This is a genomic window from Marinicella rhabdoformis (assembly GCF_009671245.1).
Lineage (GTDB): Bacteria > Pseudomonadota > Gammaproteobacteria > Xanthomonadales > Marinicellaceae > Marinicella > Marinicella rhabdoformis.
Genome location: NZ_VTFS01000001.1, coordinates 1090421 through 1107583, shown reverse-complemented (window position 1 = coordinate 1107583; position 17163 = coordinate 1090421). Strand labels below are relative to the sequence as shown.

12 protein-coding genes are annotated in these 17163 nt (G+C 42.7%); 2 read left to right on the top strand and 10 right to left on the bottom strand.

Annotation, left to right across the window (positions count from 1 at the left end; all coding sequences use genetic code 11):
- The 6 genes from queE to FET73_RS04845 all read right to left on the bottom strand — a co-directional run bounded on the left by queE (position 1) and on the right by FET73_RS04845 (position 5332).
- Positions 1-657: a 7-carboxy-7-deazaguanine synthase QueE gene (queE, locus tag FET73_RS04870; protein ID WP_154222779.1), complete on the bottom strand. Its 657-nt coding sequence runs from the start codon at positions 655-657 to the stop codon at positions 1-3.
- The gene (gene ybgF / locus FET73_RS04865) at positions 654-1520 is read right to left on the bottom strand and encodes a tol-pal system protein YbgF (protein WP_154222778.1); all 867 of its coding nucleotides are present in this window, start codon (positions 1518-1520) and stop codon (positions 654-656) included. The genes queE and ybgF overlap by 4 nt, the downstream gene beginning before the upstream one ends.
- Positions 1521-1616: 96 nt before the next feature.
- On the bottom strand, positions 1617-2144 hold the full coding sequence (pal, locus tag FET73_RS04860; RefSeq protein WP_154222777.1) for a peptidoglycan-associated lipoprotein Pal: 528 nt from the start codon (positions 2142-2144) through the stop codon (positions 1617-1619).
- 77 nt (positions 2145-2221) lie between these two features.
- Positions 2222-2782 carry a lysophospholipid acyltransferase family protein gene (locus FET73_RS04855; protein ID WP_154222776.1) on the bottom strand — a complete coding sequence of 187 codons (561 nt, stop codon included), beginning with the start codon at positions 2780-2782 and terminating at the stop codon, positions 2222-2224.
- A 3-nt stretch (positions 2783-2785) separates the two neighbouring features.
- Positions 2786-4837 carry a phenylacetic acid degradation bifunctional protein PaaZ gene (paaZ, locus tag FET73_RS04850; RefSeq protein ID WP_154222775.1) on the bottom strand — a complete coding sequence of 684 codons (2052 nt, stop codon included), beginning with the start codon at positions 4835-4837 and terminating at the stop codon, positions 2786-2788.
- Between the two features lie 6 nt (positions 4838-4843).
- Positions 4844-5332, bottom strand: coding sequence for a DUF4442 domain-containing protein (locus tag FET73_RS04845; protein WP_154222774.1), 489 nt, complete (start codon positions 5330-5332; stop codon positions 4844-4846).
- Between the two features lie 92 nt (positions 5333-5424).
- Here FET73_RS04845 and FET73_RS04840 point away from each other — a divergent pair, with 92 nt between their 5' ends.
- A complete protein-coding gene (locus tag FET73_RS04840) occupies positions 5425-9723 on the top strand; it encodes an ATP-binding protein (RefSeq protein ID WP_179952109.1) in 4299 nt (1432 codons plus the stop codon).
- Positions 9724-9788: 65 nt separating this feature from the next.
- Positions 9789-14009, top strand: a complete 4221-nt coding sequence (locus tag FET73_RS04835; protein ID WP_218944260.1) for an ATP-binding protein — start codon at positions 9789-9791, stop codon at positions 14007-14009.
- Here FET73_RS04835 and FET73_RS04830 read toward each other — a convergent pair whose 3' ends face one another.
- The 4 genes from FET73_RS04830 to glnA all read right to left on the bottom strand — a co-directional run bounded on the left by FET73_RS04830 (position 14010) and on the right by glnA (position 17026).
- Positions 14010-14468, bottom strand: coding sequence for a hypothetical protein (locus FET73_RS04830; protein WP_154222771.1), 459 nt, complete (start codon positions 14466-14468; stop codon positions 14010-14012).
- A 95-nt stretch (positions 14469-14563) separates the two neighbouring features.
- Positions 14564-15013, bottom strand: a complete 450-nt coding sequence (locus FET73_RS04825) for a GAF domain-containing protein (RefSeq protein ID WP_154222770.1) — start codon at positions 15011-15013, stop codon at positions 14564-14566.
- A gap of 95 nt (positions 15014-15108) precedes the next feature.
- Complete coding sequence (mscL, locus tag FET73_RS04820; RefSeq protein ID WP_343032271.1) at positions 15109-15504, bottom strand: large-conductance mechanosensitive channel protein MscL; 396 nt, start codon at positions 15502-15504, stop codon at positions 15109-15111.
- A 118-nt stretch (positions 15505-15622) separates the two neighbouring features.
- The gene (gene glnA, locus FET73_RS04815; protein ID WP_154222768.1) at positions 15623-17026 is read right to left on the bottom strand and encodes a type I glutamate--ammonia ligase; all 1404 of its coding nucleotides are present in this window, start codon (positions 17024-17026) and stop codon (positions 15623-15625) included.
- Between the last annotated feature and the right edge of the window lie 137 nt (positions 17027-17163).

Sequence of the window (17163 nt, the reverse complement as noted above, 5' to 3'; positions counted from 1 at the left end):
TTAAGTACCGGGCTTGTTGCCCCATAACAGTTTGTGAAGTTGTATTTGGAAACGCACATCAAGCTGATCTCTGATGATCCAATCAGCCAGTTCAGTTTCTGGCATGTGGTCAGCCACTGGCGACATCAATACCGTGCATTTTTGGGTTAATTGGTGTTTATCGATCAAGTTTTTTGACCACTGGTAATCGGTGTCATCGGCAATCACAAATTTAACCTGGTCTTTGGGGCTCAAATGGTCCAAATTATTGTAATCATTTTTGCTATCTTCTCCAGAGCCGGGTGCTTTCATGTCAACCACTTTGGTGACTGCTGGATTGATGTCACGCACAGGCAAAGCGCCAGCAGTTTCGATGCTGACATTGAATCCACCTTCGACCAACCTATCCATCAAGCCATGTACGCGTTTTTGTGACAGTGGTTCTCCACCTGTGATACACACATAATCGGTACCGTGCTTTTTGATTTCTTCAATGATGGTATCATAGTCCATCCAATGGCCACCATGGAAAGCATATTCAGTATCACACCAGGTGCAACGCAGGGGACAGCCGGTTAATCTGACAAAAACGGTACGCCAGCCTGATGAGTTACTTTCACCCTGTAAAGAGTGAAAGATTTCATGGATTTTTAACTGTTTGTCACGCGATTCGTTCAATTCAGTTTTCCTTCTCGTCGCAGCAAGTTCAGACGTTTCTCCGCCATTCTGGCCACAGGTTGATTAGGAAATGAATCAACGACTTTTTCAAGTGCCGTTTGTGCTTGGGCATAGTCTTCCAACTCATGGTAAGTGTAGCCAATTTTAAGTAATGCATCGGCCAGTTTGCTGCTGAGTGGAAACTTCTGTTCTAAATTTTGAAAAGCGGCCAAAGCCAAAGGGTAGTTTCGTGAAACATAATAAGATTCACCTAACCAATAGTAAGCATTGTCAGTTAAATCGGTGTTTGGATGGGCTTGAATAAAGTCTTCAAACAAACGTGACGATTCGTTTGATCGGCCGGCTTTGAGCTCATTAAATGCAGCTAAATATTGTGTTTTTGCAGCAGTTTCTACCGGCTCTGATGTGGCGGTGACGTTGCTGTTGTTGAGTGTTTGTGTGTTGACCTGTGCATCTACAGTGGGTCTGATTACAGGTGCTGCTATGGTAACAGCTTGTGTGGTTGCCTGGTTGCTGTCATCATTGATGGCGCTGTCTTCAGTGAGTTCATTTTTGGGTTTGCCACCCATCGCTTCTTCAATGTGTGTGATGCGAGAATCCATATCAACGTACAATACTTTTTGGCGTTCTTTAAGTTGATTAATCTGGTGGTTCTGTTCTTCAATGGTGCCTTGCATTTGCGCCAACTGTTGTTGTAACTGTTGGATTTGATAAACCAAGTCAGCCGCATTTCCTGAGCCACCTGACTGTTGTTCCAGTTTACTTAAACGCTCTTGAATGGACAGCTTTTGGGCTGATGCAGCACCCAAGACGGAAGTGCCCAATATGATGAGTGTTGAAATGAATAAGGTAGTTTTTTTCATTGGTTCACCTGTGTTCGGTTATTAAAGGGGTCGATTATTAAAAGCAAAAAACCCGACTGTGGGGTCGGGTTTTGGACAAACGATTGTGCTTAAAGTTTACTGTACAGCAGTATAAACCACGACAGCACGTCTGTTTTGAGACCAACAAGAGTCGTTGCTACATGTGGCTTCTGGACGTTCTTCGCCGTAACTGACCACATTGATTTGGTTGCTGCCTGCACCTTGTGCTTGCATCAAGTTAGCCACTGCTTGACCACGTTTTTCACCCAAAGCCAAGTTATATTCACGAGAACCTCGTTCGTCAGCATGGCCTTCTAAAGTCATGCGAGCACCTGGGTTTTCACTCAAGTAACGGGCGTGTAAGGCGATTAACTCACGGTATTCTGAGTTGATCGTCGCTTGATCGTAATCAAAGTAGATGACACGTTTTGATAACAAACTTTCACCATTTTCCAAATCAGCTGGGTTACAACAGATAGGACCATTGTTTACTGGGGTCGTGTCTACAACTGGTGTAGTTTCTGTGTCTGTATCTACAGGTTGTGTAGTTTCTTTCTTGTTACTACAAGCACTGATACCAAAAGCGATAAACAGTACCATCAATAATTTCATTGTTTTGTTCATTGGTAAACTCCAAGGCGTTGTTTTTGTAAATATTCGAAGACATAGTTTACAACAATACAGTATTTATTTAAGTCTTTTTATTGTTTGATTTGAATCGGCCCTTGATTGGCAGGGTTTTTTCCCTGTACCTTTTCATAAAAAGCGCGAATTATCTTCATGTCTTCATGAATATTACCCGTGGGTGTCAAATATTTGCTGCCCATGGTGACGGTTTTATTCTTAAAATCTAAAGTGGCCATCACGATGGGCACTTTGGCTTTGTTGGCAATGTGGTAAAAACCTGACTTCCAATGGTCTAATTTTGAACGGGTACCTTCGGGTGACATGGCCAAGATCAACTCTTGGCGTTCATTGAACACTTTGACCATTTGATCAACCATATTTAATTTTTGCTTGCGGTAAACAGGAATGCCACCCAAAGCCCGAAAAAGCCAACCAAACGGTGGTTTAAATAATGAACCTTTGCCCAAAAAACTCATTTTGGTTCTGGCTGCATAGCGGGCCATGATACCGACAATGAAATCCCAGTTGCTGGTGTGTGGTGCCGCAATCAAAACGTATTTTTTAAAATCTGGCAGTTGGTTGTCTACTTTCCAGCCAAACAGGCGCAGCCACCACTTACAAATCCATCCAAACATGATTCAGTCCTCTGAAAAGGGTTCGGTGTTCGATGCCACCATGGTTAAAATGTCATAGGCCGCCACGACTTCGTCATCTTGGTTGGTGGCTTGTAAGTCCCAACGCACTTCGCCATAGCCTTTGCCTCGGCGGTATGATTTTTGTTTGCAGGTCAATTGAATGGTGATTTCATCACCTGGATATACAGGTTCGGTAAAACGCAAATCATCCAAACCGTAATTGGCCAAAACAGGGCCTTCTTCGGGTGCAACAAACAAACCGGCAGCCATTGAAACAATGAAATAACCATGTGCGACTCGACCGTCAAAGAACGGATTTCGAGCCGCTGCATCTTGGTCCATGTGGGCATAAAATCGATCGCCAGATAAGTTGGCAAAATCTTCGATGTCTTCTAATGTGATGGTGCGAGAAGCCGTGGTCAAAGCTTGACCCACTTTCAATTCTTCATAATGCAATTGGAATGGATGCTTTTCTGTTGCTGTGGTTTTCGCTTTGGGCATGTATTTTTCAGTGATGCGCATCAAAGTGGTCGGTGAACCTTGTAAAGCGGTGCGCTGCATATAATGTTTAACACCACGGATACCGCCCATTTCTTCTCCACCACCGGCACGACCTGGGCCACCGTGAACCAAGTGAGGCAAGGGTGATCCGTGACCCGAAGATTCTTTGGCGCAATCGCGGTTAATCAAAACCATGCGACCGTGAAAACAAGCGGCGCGGTTAACAATGTCTGATACGTTGTCATCATCGTGTCCAAAAACCGAGCCGACCAGTGAACCCTGGCCGCGATTGGCCAATGCAGCTGCTTGTTCTAAAGTGTCATAAGGCATCAATGTCGATACGGGGCCAAAAGCTTCTACATCATGTGCCAAACAGTCACCAAAAGGCGAGTTGTTCCTTAACAGTACAGGTGAAATAAACGAGCCGTCAGCATCATTACCATCTATGGCTTCGACTTGTTCAGGATTGCCATACAAAATGTCACAGGTTTCTGCCAATTCAGTCACGCGTTCACGCACTTCTTGTTGTTGCGCCTTGCTGGCCAATGGCCCCATGCGAACCGCTTCATTTGCAGGATCGCCGATTGAAATTTTTGCCAGTCTGGCGCTGATGGCTTCAGCCACAGGATCCATCAAGTTGGCCGGCACAATGGCACGGCGGATTGCGGTACATTTTTGACCTGTTTTGACGGTCATTTCTTTGACCACTTCTTTGACGTAAAGATCAAATTCTGGTGTGTCTGGCGTCGCATCAGGCGTTAAAATTGAACAGTTCAATGAATCGGCTTCCATGGTGAAGCGAACCGCATTGGCCGTGATGTTGGGCTTGGATTTTAAGTATTGGCCAGTGGTGGCAGAGCCTGTGAAAGCAACCACATCTTGGCAAGTTAATTCATCTAATAAATTGCCAGTTGAGCCACAAATCAATTGTACAGAACCTTCAGGTAACACACCTGAGTCAACCATGGCTTGGAACATCAATTCAGTCAAATAAGCCGTGTCTGATGCGGGTTTGACGATGGCCGGTACACCTGCTAATAAAGTCGGGGCCAGTTTTTCTAACATGCCCCAACAAGGAAAGTTAAATGCATTGATGTGAACGGCTACACCCTGAAGCGAGGTACAAATGTGCTGTCCCAAGAAGGTGCCATTGGGTGAAATGTGCTCAGGCGGGCCATCAATCATGATGTGGTGGTCTGGCAATTCACGCCGGCCTTTACCAGAATAAACAAACAAGGTACCTATGCCGCCTTCGATGTCTATCCAAGAATCGACTTTGGTGGCACCAGTGGCTCGAGACAGCGCATAAAATTCTTTTTTGCGGCTGAGTAAGTACAAAGCGAGTTCTTTTAGCATCAAAGCACGTTCATGGAACGTCATAGCTTGAAGTGATTTTTGGCCGACCGTTCGACCGTAATCTAACATGCCAGAAAAATCTAATCCGGCACTGGAAATTTGGGCGACTATGTCGCCATTGATGGCGTTGTGGCAGTTTTTAAAACCGTCTGTGGCTTGGTGCCATTGGCCTTTTGCAAATGATTTGAGTTTATTCATGGTGTTTTATTTTTCAATCGGTGAAAGTAACCAGCGTACTTTCACTGTGGTGACAAGGTCCTGTTGCTGATCGTAAATGTCTGCCTGTATCCAATACTCAGTTTTAGCCTCGGTCACTTCGGGTAAAGTCACAGTGGCAATGGCAGATAAGTGTCCACGGGCTTTTTTAACATATTCTGTGTTGATTTGGGTCACAATGCCGCGAATGCTGCAGGGCAGTCCGCATAACATCGCCAAACCACTGGTTAATTCGCCCAGGTTTGACAGTGCCAATGCATGTACTGAGTTCAAGTGATTGGTATTGGCTTTACGGAACTTCAACAGCGTTTTACAGCGTCCAGGCGACAGTTCAACGACCTGTGCCTTGATGCTGCCAGAGTAAGGAATTTTCCATGCAATGATGCGGTTAAACAGCCAATTACCTGCGGGTTTATTTTGTAACTTTTGCCACAAGTTATACAGTTGTTTGCCTGCGGATTCTAGTTTTTTGGTCATGGCCGAATTATAACATGAATTATTGAAGCGATTATGTTCTGAAAAAGTGCCAAAAATGGTTTAGGATAAAGAAGATTGTCTTGAGAATGGTTATGAAAAAAGTCACTTTACTGGTTTGTTTGTTGCTCTTTTATGGTGCAACATTAGCCCAGACTGATCACAGTCGGTATGTCAATGTTAAGCGCTTGGATATCTACAGTGGCTTGGCTGGAAATAAAGTGACACAAATTGGACAGGATGAAACTGGTTTTTTATGGTTGGCCAGTCACAATGGATTGAGTCGGTTTGATGGACGAAAATTTAATCTGTATCAGCAAAGTGACCAGTTAGCTAATGCCCTAGCAAACAACCAGATTTCATTGTTCAAAGAAGCCAAGCAGGGTTTGTGGTTGGCTTTGAATAATGTTGGCTTATCTTATTACGATTATCAAACATCAGATTTTACCTTATTCCCAGTAGATGAAAGTCAAACACCTCAAGCGTTAATGAATAACATTGTGTTTGCAATTGAAACAGACACAGATGGGGATGTTTGGGTGTTTCAGTTTGAACAAGGTGTGTCTGTTTGGAATCAAGATCAAAAATCATTTACCCATTACACACAAGAAAATGTTGATTGGTTGCCATCTGTTCGTTTTTTTGATGCCAAACGTGATGCCGATGGAAACATTTGGGTGGCCACTTTGGATGGCCTTATTTTGGTCATTGATCCCGATGCGAAAACAGCCATTGTTCATGACATCAGTTTTGACGAAAATCAACCACAGACAGGTAGGGTGTATGGGTTGTCTATAAGCCAAGATGGCAGTGTGTATGCAGCAGCTTATAACGGATTGCATCATTGGAGTCCTGATACTGAAAAATTTGATTTGGTGGTATTTCAAGAACACATCAAATTGGTCATGGGAGCGGCAGAGCCAGTGCGTCATGTATTGGCAGACAGTATGGGCAGGGTGTGGCTATCTACGCGCAAAGGGTTGATGCTGTTAGAAGAAAAACAATTAACTCGGATGGCCTTTTTAGAACGAGGCCAGGCCATACCTCAAGACATTCATGTGCGCAGTGTTTTCGAAGACAAAGAACATCAGTTGTGGGTGGCCACAGATGAACAAGGTGTTTTTAAAATAGCCAACCAGTGGCAACAGATGACGATACATTTGCCATTCAATGATGCAGCGCAAAACGGTAATAACTTGGCAGCTGTATTGGTCGATCATGGACGCAGTGAAGATTTGATTTTTGCATTGAACGATAAAAGGCAAGAAATGTGGCTGGGTCGTTATCAGCGAGGCCAGATCAATCACGTAAGAAGTTATGGTGCGGCTCAGCAATTGCCTCAACAAATCAACGCCAGTTATCTGGATTCTCAGTTTAGGTTGTGGCTGGCCACAGCCGATGGCTTGTATTTCTTGAACCAAGCAAAGGATCAATTTGAATCATTCCCATTACCAGAAGAAGCAAGTGCCATCACTGGGTTGTTTGAAATAAACGGTAAGTTGTGGGTGGCTGTTTATGGTGACACACGGTTTTATCAAATTGACCAGTCAAATCAACAAGTGAGTCCGGTGGTTTCAACCCATTCGATCAATAAAGTACTACATGGTATCAAAAAAATGGCGTCAGGTGATTACTGGTTGTTTGGTGATGTCGGCTTGCAGGCGATTAATGCAACAGGTGCAAACAGTCGAACCTTATTAACTGTTCAAACAGGCATCAGTGATGTTATAGAGTCTTCTGATGGCGAGTTGGTCTTGGTTTTAAGTAACGGTAGAGTCAAATCATATCAATACCAAGACCAGCAACTGATACTGAATCAAGACAATGTTTTGGGTGGTGATTATTCACAGTTATTTGCTAAAAAGATGATTGAAGATGGTCAGGGCCGGTTGTGGCTGAGCTCTGATAACGGCTTGATTATCAAAAGTGAAGATGGCATTCAACATTTAACTGTCAAAGATGGGTTGCCGAGCAATTTGATTGTAGATGTGATTGTGATGCATGACGGAAAGAATATGGTGGTTACTAAAGCAGGGTTGGTTCAAGTGCAATACAACCCTGAAAGTCCTGTTGCTGTCACTCCCGAATTACGTATCAATCACATTCAATTGAATGATGAATTTGTTTCCTCTGTATTTGAATTGCCTCACCAGTATGGTGCCTTGTCATTGGATTATCAGCTGATGTCATTCATTGACCCCGAAAGTCATGAATTTGAATACCGTTTACACAACAGCGAGTCATGGCAGAAAGCCACAGGGCAACAATTGACTTTTTATCAGTTACCCGCAGGCAGTTATCAGTTACAGTTGCGAGGAAAGAGCCAGAACAGCGATTGGTCAAAAAGTATTGTTGTCCCATTTGTGGTGAACAAAGCACCTTGGCAAACCCAGTCGGCGTATTTGTTATATGCGGTGATTGCAGCCTTGTTATTGCTGATGTTGGTTTGGTTGTTGAGGAAGCGTTGGCAATACCAATCAAGCCTGGCAGCGGCCAAGGAAAAGCAGGCATTTGCTCAAGCTCAATTGTCATTAAGCAGTTCTGTTATTGGTGCATTAGAAATGGATGCCTTGCTTGAAAAGATTAAAAGCTGGGTGAGTGAAAAGATTCCCCAAGCTGATGTTGAAGTGGCCTATTGGAACAGTGAAACCCAATATGAAGTGTTCAGCCATGTCGCAATCAGTAAAAAAGACAAGTTAGATTTGGGTTCACAAGCTTTTGCGATGTTTAAGGATGGTGATGAAACGGTGTTAAGAACACACCCTAAAGGGCATGAACTTTTGGCTGGATTTCACTTGTCAGAAAATCGCTTGGGATTGATTCAAATCATTAAAGCAACACCTTTCAAGGACAATCAAGTGCTTTTGGCTCAGGCCTTTGCTTCTCAATTGGCCATGGCACTGGAAAACGCGCGGTTATTTTCTGAAGTGAATAGTTTGGCAGAACAATCTCAGGCGGCAAGCCAAGCCAAAAGTAATTTTTTGGCTCAGGTTTCACATGAAGTGCGGACGCCAATGAATGGCATTTTGGGTATGAACCAATTGCTGATGGACAGTGAGTTGACAGCAACTCAGCGAGCATATACTGAAGCTGTAGCAGAGTCTGGCCAGCATTTGTTACATATAATCAATGACATTTTAGATTTTTCAAAAATTGAAGCAGGGCAGTTGTCATTAGAGTACAGGGCATTTGACTTGACCTTATTGATTGATGAACTTTTGGGTTTGTTCCGTGCCATGGCTAAACACAAAGGGTTGTTGTTTTATTTAGATGTTGATCCAGAATTGTGCGCGTCTAGAATGGGAGATTCAGTGCGTTTGAAGCAAGTGGTGATGAACTTACTGAGTAATGCATTTAAATTTACCCAAGAGGGGTGTGTTAAATTACAGGTTAATCAAGACAATCAATATGTGGTTTTCTCAGTTTCTGATACTGGACCTGGTATTGCTGCTGATCAACTGGATAAGTTGTTTGAGCCATTCATACAGGCAGACACGACGATTACAAGAACCCATGGTGGAACTGGATTGGGGTTGAGCATAGTGAAACAATTGTGTGAACTGATGGGTGGGTATGTATCAATTAATAGTGAGTTGGGTGCAGGAAGTACATTCAGTTGCTATTTACCTTTTCCTCCAGGTGAAACAATACGAACAGCCGAAGACAACAAAAACATAAATCAAGTGACATTGCTTTCCGACAACTCAGCTTTGGCTGCTGCATTGGTTGCACAATGTGAGTTAATCGGAGGAAAAATCAAAATTTTTCCATTTTCAGATGTTCAGGCGCAAACTGATAAAACAGAGCAGGTGGTGATGTTGTTAACTGAACCAGTTGATGATGAGTTACTTAATTCAATTGAAGTATTATGCCAAAACGGCAAACAGCTCACTGTCATCAAAGCGGCAAACGTGCCTTTCTATTTAAATCACCAAAACATCAATATCCTGAACTTTCCGGTTAAGTGTGCTGAGTTGAGTCAACTCTGGGAACACAAGGATCCTGCTGTTTCACATGTGGCTGATCAAGTCGAAACTGAACCCAAAAGTATTTTGGTCTTAGAAGACAATGCGATCAATCAAGAGTTGATGCGTCATTTGTTACAGCAGGCAGGACATACTGTACACATGTTTGATCATGCTTTAGATGCTTTGGCGGTATTGAATGAGGGCTTGGACTGTGATTTGATGTTGGTTGATTATCATTTGCCTGATGTCAGTGGTATTGAATTTATCAATCAAGCACGGTTGTTGTTACCGACTGTACCCTGTGCGATATTGACAGCAGATGTGTCAGACCAACTTTTGACCTTGTGTCATCAACATCGAATTGATGACGTGTTCACAAAACCCATTGACATATCAGCCATTCAACACATGGTTTCTTTATGTTAATACGGATTTTATGGTGTTTAATTTCTCTGTGTTTTGCAGCGAAAAGTCTGGCCATTGAGAACCATTTGTCTGCACGTCATTACGGGGTTTTACAGGGTTTGCCTGATCAGGCTGCTTTAGATATTGTACAAGATGCGCATCAACAAATTTGGATCAGCACATCCAATGGACTGACCCGGTTTAATGGTGAAGCATTTGAGGTTTATAGAAATCAACCGGGAAATGAAAACAGCATTTTAGGCAACAGTATTTCATCTATAGCGCTGGTGGGCCAAGACATGTGGTTTTTGATAGAGGAGATGGGACTGTCACAATATCTGTCAAAGCAAAAACAATTCAAACACAAAGTGAGTGGAAAAAATAAGGCGCCAGCACAGCTGTTAAATTCAGATATCTTTGCCATCACAAGCGACTCAGATGATCGTTTATATGTTTTCCAATTCAATGGCGGTATATCGGTAAAGGAAATGGACAGTGAACAATTCACTCATTACACCGATGAAAATACCTCTTGGCTTGAGTCTTTGATGTTTTTTGATGCTGAGGTCAGTGCTGAAAACCAACTTTGGGCAATCACCCTAGATGGAAAAGCATTGCATTGGGACTTGAATAATAACAACCAACGTTGGTTTCAAGTGGTGGATGACGCCAGGGCAGGCGCCAATGGATTGTATGATGTCACAATCGATGCCAATAACCAGGTTTGGCTTTCTGGGTATGCTGGCGTTTTTCAATTTGATGAAGAAAAAGGGGTATTTTCGAGTGCAGTGTCAGAAAAGCAAATCACCAATCATTTTGGAAAGCATGTTTCAGTAAGGAGCAGTTACCACGACAGAAGGGGCATACTCTGGTTGGCAACACTGGAGGGTTTGTTGCGATTTGAAGATAAAGAGTTACATTCAGTCACCTTGATGACAACAACACAAAAGCACATAAAAAACATATATGTGAATAAGGTGTTTGAAGACCATGAAAATAATTTATGGGTGTTGACCATGGAACATGGTGTTTTTGTTGTTGGGAATCAATGGCGACACCAAAACATTTTGGCGTTGACACAAGAGGGAGAAAGCTTCAAGGCCGCAGCTGTGCATGCTCAAGCAGGAAGTGACACGTTATACTTAAGCCATGAGTTTTCACCTAAGATTGAGGTGATTGAAAACAGCAAGGGTAAGCCAAGTTTTGATTACCGTGTGTGGCAAGAAAACAGTGAAGCAAGTCAGTTAAAGCCGAATGTGATATTAGCCGAAGAGCAAGGTTTGTGGATTGGCGGCATTTCAGGTTTGTATTGGCAGGCGGTAGATAAAAGCGTTCAAAATGTTGCATTGCAGAGTGAGGCTAGTGACAAGGCATTCACTGTTAATAAAATGTTGATGGGTGATGGCAATGACTTATGGGTACATGCCCATGGCCTAGACCAGCTATGGCGAATAGACAGGCGAACGCCTTCAATTCAAATCGCATTGCCGATAAAAGCTGCAGATTTGGTCGATATGCAGTGGCTTTCAAAGGATCACATGTTGTTGGCACATGATCACCAGCTTTGGCTTTATGATACCGCTTCTAAAAAGTGGCATTCATTGTATGAAACGCCTCAATTCATCAACAACATTGCTGTGGCTGAAAAAAAGTTGTGGCTGGTTGTAAACGGTGTTCTGAAACTGATGAATTGGCAAGGTAATACATTACACAGCTTACCATTTGATTGGCCAAAAGACTTGAGTCACTTCGTGATTAAACAGATGAGTCAAGATCCATTGGGGCGGTTGTGGCTGATCAGTGAAAATGGTTTGGTAGTGTATGACCCAAAAAAAGGGCATTGGCGTTTATTTGATACCGATACAGGTTTGCCCAGTCCGCGAGTGATTGCTGTATATCATCGACCTGATGGCAGCCATTGGTTGGTCAGCAGTAAAGGTGTGGTACATATTTCTGATGATTTGTTTGCCACCAAACCTCAGTCAGTTGTACTTAATATCGAATCCATTCTATTGAATGATATCGCGATTAAACAGACACAAAATTTTAAGCTGGATTACCAATATGGTTTGATTCAATTTCAATATGCTTTGGCATCTTATAACCAGCCCAACAGCCACCGTTTTGAATACCGACTGACAGCACAAGGGCCGTGGCAAACTTTGGGTAATGCCCATGTGTTGTCATTACATGATTTGACACCAGGTGAATATCAACTGGCCATGAGAGGGAAAAGTGAACAGAGTCTCTGGTCTGAACCCATCACTGTGAACTTTGTTGTTAAACCACCCTGGTGGTATAGTCAAAATGCATGGATTGCCTATGGACTTATATTGATTGTTTTGGTGTGGCTGATGAAGACTTTTTTGCGAAAAAGGTGGCTTTACCGACAAACTTTGGCTGAGGCATTTAGCCGCCAACAGTTTGCAGAAACCCAATTAGATTTAACCAGTTCATTGGTCGGTGCGCTCGAAACAGAGGCTTTACTAGAAAAAATCAAAAAAGTCATATCAAACCAAGTGAAAGTGGAAAGTGTGTTGGTGGCTTTTTGGAATGAAGAGGGTCAGTGGTCGGCATTCAGTGAAAAAATACCACTCGAAAAGCAATTGAGCTTAAAAGTATTCGCGCAAAGGATGCAGCAGAACAATGAAACACACAGCTTTCATGACAATGGCAAAACTTATTTTTTAACGGTGTGGTTTAACCACTCTGATAAACGATTTGGTTTTATTCAGTTGGCCAACAATGCACCATTCAGTCGCAATGATTTAGTCAAAGCCAAAGCCTGTGCGACACAATCATCTTTGGCTTTAGAGAATGCCCGTTTGTATTCAGAGGTGAACTCACTGGCTGAAAAAGCACAGGCTGCCAGTCAAGCCAAAAGTGAATTCTTGGCGCAGGTATCGCATGAAGTACGAACGCCAATGCACGGTATTTTGGGCATGAATCAATTGTTGTTGGCATCAGGGTTGTCACAAGATCAACGCAGTTATTCAGAGGCGGTGGCAGAGTCTGGGCAGCACCTGTTGAAAATCATTAATGACATTTTGGATTTTTCAAAAATAGAAGCTGGCCGCTTATCGATAGAACGTCAAACTTTTGACTTAATTGAACTGTTGGATGAAGTTTTGGGCTTGTTCAGTGCCACGGCCAAGCAGAAAGGATTGATGTTTTATTTAGATTATCAATCAGGTATGGCCCCTAGCAGAATCGGTGATGCCCTGCGTGTCAAACAGGTTTTGATGAATTTACTCAGCAATGCATTTAAATTCACCGCGAAGGGGCATGTTGTTTTGACTGTTCGTCAGGTACAAGACTCAGTTACTTTTTCTGTGGATGATACCGGCACAGGCATTGCTGAAGCACATCAAAAGTTTTTGTTTGAGCCCTTCACACAAGCCGATTCTTCCATAACACGCACCCATGGCGGTACTGGTTTGGGCTTGAGTATAGTGAAGCAATTGTGTGAATTGATGGGCGGCACTGTGACTGTGGCCAGCAAATTGGACCAAGGCAGTACATTTCAATGTATTTTGGACATACCCGCAGGTGAATCGATCACGCCTCTGCAAAAAAACATTACCCCATGCGTTATTTTGGTTGCTGATAATACAGCAGTAGGCAATGCGGTTGCGGCCCAATGTCAACTGACGGGGTTGACTGTAAAATACAGTGATTTATCAGAAATCCCAACTGACTATCAGAGCACAATCATGGTGGTTTTAACTACTGAATCAGCAACCCAAAAGATCAGTGAAGAGGTAGAATTACTGGTCAGCTCTGGGCATCAAGTCATCATAGTTAAACCCAGTTCATTGGTGTTAGTGCCTTTGAGAGAAGAAGTCACTATTTTTGTATTTCCGCTTAAAACATCACAGTTAAAATCATTGTTTTTAAATGATTCAAGCCAGCAAGCTAAAAAAGCGGCGTTGAATGACAAGTATGTAAGTGGTCACAAGAAGGACATTTTGGTGCTAGAGGATAATGCCATTAACCAAGAATTGATGCGTCATTTGTTACTAAAGGCAGGCCATAAAGTACACATGTTTGACCATGCCAAGGATGCCTTAGCAGCTTTGCAAGGTGGGTTAATTTGTGACTTGATGTTGGTGGATTATCATTTGCCTGACGTTAATGGTATTGCATTCATCAATCAAGCACGATCGATGCTTCCAGATGTACCTTGTGCCATTTTAACGGCAGATGTGTCAGATGAATTGCTGGCCTTGTGTCACGAACACAAGATAAAAGACGTGTTCACAAAACCTATGGATTTGAACCGTTTGGATGACTTGTTGAATGCTTGATTAAGGTTGTGTTTGTTCGTTTTCTTTTGCCGCTTGTTGGGCCGGTGAGAGTTTGCCGTTGATGTCATTCAGAGCCGCATTGAGCTTTTCTACCAATTGTTCTTTTTTCTTAGGATCGACGTATTTAGATTCAAAGGCGGACTGGGTCTTGTGCAATAAATCATCAAATTTTTTTTCTTCGTATTCCAAGGGTGCCATGGTGTCTTTCTGAGCTTCATCAAACAAGCCAATCCATTTTTCAGAAAGGCGACCATAGCTGAGGACCCGATAAAGATAGCGGCCTGGGTCTTTTTTGTGTTTGATTAAACCAATCAAGCTGGCAACCAAGCAAACTGGCATCAAAGCCAAATCACGAAAGCCATCAACAATTAACTTTAATTGAAGGACCAAGGTGTCACGAATAACTTCTGATCGCTGGTTGTTATTTTCAGTCTCTGTGGTTTCTTTTGATTTTGACATGATACTTATGAGGCAAATAGAACTCAATTATCATAGCGCAATTTAGTTCTAAATTGCATGGGCCTATGGTCATGAAAATGATTTGAGCAGAAAAATCAGCTTAAGGTGTTCACATAGATGGCAGTGGCTTGTTCAAACAAAGCTTTTTCATCTGCTGTAAACCTCGCCAAAACAGGACTGTCTATGTCCAAAACACCGTTCAAATTATCAGTAAAGAATGGCACAACCACTTCTGATTCGCTGGCGCTGTCACAGGCAATGTGACCTTCAAAGGCGTGGACGTCATCTATTACCAGTGTCTCTTTTTGTGAAAAAGCGGTGCCACAAACGCCAGTGCCTATGGGTAGGCGGGTACAGGCAGGTTGGCCATGAAACGGACCCAACACCAATTCATCACCCTGTTGAAAATAGAAGCCCAGCCAGTTTACTTGTTCTAAATTGTGGTACAAAAAAGCGGACAAGTTGGCTGCGTTGGCCATTGGGTCTTTTTCAAAGGAAATCAAGGCTTCCAATTGTTTCAGTAACAAAGCATATGAGTCTTTCATTGATTTATTTGGTGTATTGATATGTTGCCTATATGGGGTTAGGCGCTTGAGAGACAAGCGCCCAATTGGAAATTAGTTATTTATTGCCGGTTTACTTATTGTTTTGCTTTCAACAGGTCGCGAATTTCAGTCAACAGCACTTCTTCGTTACTTGGTTTGGGTGGTTCGGCAGGTTTTTCTTCCTCTTTGGCTTTCATGTTATTCATCGCTTTAACCATCATAAAAACAGCAAAGGCTACAATCAGGAAGTCGATGGCAGTTTGAATGAATGCGCCCCATTTAAGAGTTACAGCTTCAGAATTTTCTGTGGCTTCTTTGAGCACTATAGCCAAGTCTGAAAAATCAACGCCACCCAATAACAATCCCAAAGGTGGCATCATGACGCCACTGACAAAGGCAGCAACAATTTTGCCGAAAGCGGCACCGATAATGATACCAACAGCCATATCCATCACATTGCCCTTTACGGCAAACTTTTTAAATTCACTCATCATACCCATGTTTAATTCCTGTTTTTGTGTTAATAATAGTTTCTGAGACAGTAAATTATAAACCAAAAAAAGCCACGGCATGTTGACGTGGCTTTTGATTTAAACATTGTTAACAGAATTACAGTGAATAGTACATGTCAAATTCAGCAGGATGCGTTGCCATGCGGATGCGGTTCACTTCTTCCATTTTCAAAGCAATGAAACCATCGATCACATCATCAGTAAATACACCACCGGCTTTCAAAAATTCACGGTCATTGTCCAAAGCTTCCAGAGCTTGGTCTAATGAATGACATACAGTAGGAATGGCTTTGGCTTCTTCTGCAGGTAAGTCATATAAATCTTTATCCATGGCTGAACCTGGATCAATTTGATTCTTGATGCCGTCAAGACCGGCCATCATCATAGAGGCGAACATCAAGTATGGGTTGCCCATTGGGTCACCAAAACGAACCTCAATGCGTCTCGCTTTCGGGTTGTTAACAAATGGAATACGTATTGACGCTGAGCGATTCTTGGCAGAGTAAGCCAACATCACAGGTGCTTCGAAACCTGGAACCAAACGTTTGTATGAGTTGGTAGATGAATTGGCAAAAGCATTCAAAGCACGGGCGTGTTTGAAAATACCGCCGATGTACCACAAAGCCGTTTGAGACAAACCGCCATAACCATCACCCATGAACAAGTTGTTACCATCTTTAGTCAATGATTGGTGAACGTGCATACCTGAACCATTGTCACCGACAACAGGCTTAGGCATAAAGGTTGCTGTGTAGCCATAATCATGAGCCACATTATGAACCGCGTATTTCATCATCAAAACTTCATCGGCTTTTTTAACCAAAGTATTGAAACGCGCGCCAATTTCACATTGACCCGCTGTGCCCACTTCGTGGTGATGCACTTCAATTTCTATGCCCATGCCTTCCATCACTTTACACATGGCAGAACGCAAGTCATTCAAAGTATCAACAGGTGGAACTGGAAAATAGCCGCCTTTTACACGAGGTCTGTGACCTGGGTTTTCTTTGGCATCAGAGCCTGATTCCCAAGCACCTTCTTGTGAATAAATTTCATAACCTGTTTTGTTGGCGTCATTACTCCAGCTGACACCGTCGAATACAAAAAACTCAGGTTCTGGGCCGAAAAATGCTTCATCAGCCATACCAGACTGTTGTAGGTAAGCTTCAGCACGTTTAGCGATAGAGCGTGGGTCACGCTCATAACCTTGCATGGTGTTTGGCTCAAGGATGTCACAACGAATCACCAAAGTTGGGTATTGTGTGAACGGATCGACAAATGCCGTCGTTTCATCTGGCATCAAAACCATGTCAGATTCATTGATGCCTTTCCAGCCAGCAATAGATGAACCGTCAAACATTTTGCCATCTTCAAACATTTCTTCGTTCACTTGAGAAACAGGTAAAGTCACATGGTGCTCTTTTCCGCCTGTATCACAGAACCGTAAATCAACGAATTCAATGCCTTCTTCTTGGATTAGATCTAAAATTTTGTCGCTCATTGGTATATCCAGCTGTTTTAAAAAAAGCTTATTTTAATGAAGTGACTGGGATAAAAACATACGCAATTCTGCGAAAATTAACCGTTTATTCAGTATTAAAAAGATAAGATGAGCTTTATTACTGAATAATATGGAGA

Excerpts from the sequence above, each read along its gene's own strand:
- ybgF (WP_154222778.1), bottom strand. The coding sequence starts at position 1,520 with ATGAAAAAAACTACCTTATTCATTTCAACACTCATCATATTGGGCACT.
- FET73_RS04830 (WP_154222771.1), bottom strand. The coding sequence starts at position 14,468 with ATGTCAAAATCAAAAGAAACCACAGAGACTGAAAATAACAACCAGCGA.
- FET73_RS04855 (WP_154222776.1), bottom strand. The coding sequence starts at position 2,782 with ATGTTTGGATGGATTTGTAAGTGGTGGCTGCGCCTGTTTGGCTGGAAA.
- glnA (WP_154222768.1), bottom strand. The coding sequence starts at position 17,026 with ATGAGCGACAAAATTTTAGATCTAATCCAAGAAGAAGGCATTGAATTC.
- FET73_RS04825 (WP_154222770.1), bottom strand. The coding sequence starts at position 15,013 with ATGAAAGACTCATATGCTTTGTTACTGAAACAATTGGAAGCCTTGATT.
- paaZ (WP_154222775.1), bottom strand. The coding sequence starts at position 4,837 with ATGAATAAACTCAAATCATTTGCAAAAGGCCAATGGCACCAAGCCACA.
- FET73_RS04845 (WP_154222774.1), bottom strand. The coding sequence starts at position 5,332 with ATGACCAAAAAACTAGAATCCGCAGGCAAACAACTGTATAACTTGTGG.
- pal (WP_154222777.1), bottom strand. The coding sequence starts at position 2,144 with ATGAACAAAACAATGAAATTATTGATGGTACTGTTTATCGCTTTTGGT.
- mscL (WP_343032271.1), bottom strand. The coding sequence starts at position 15,504 with ATGAGTGAATTTAAAAAGTTTGCCGTAAAGGGCAATGTGATGGATATG.
- FET73_RS04840 (WP_179952109.1), top strand. The coding sequence starts at position 5,425 with ATGAAAAAAGTCACTTTACTGGTTTGTTTGTTGCTCTTTTATGGTGCA.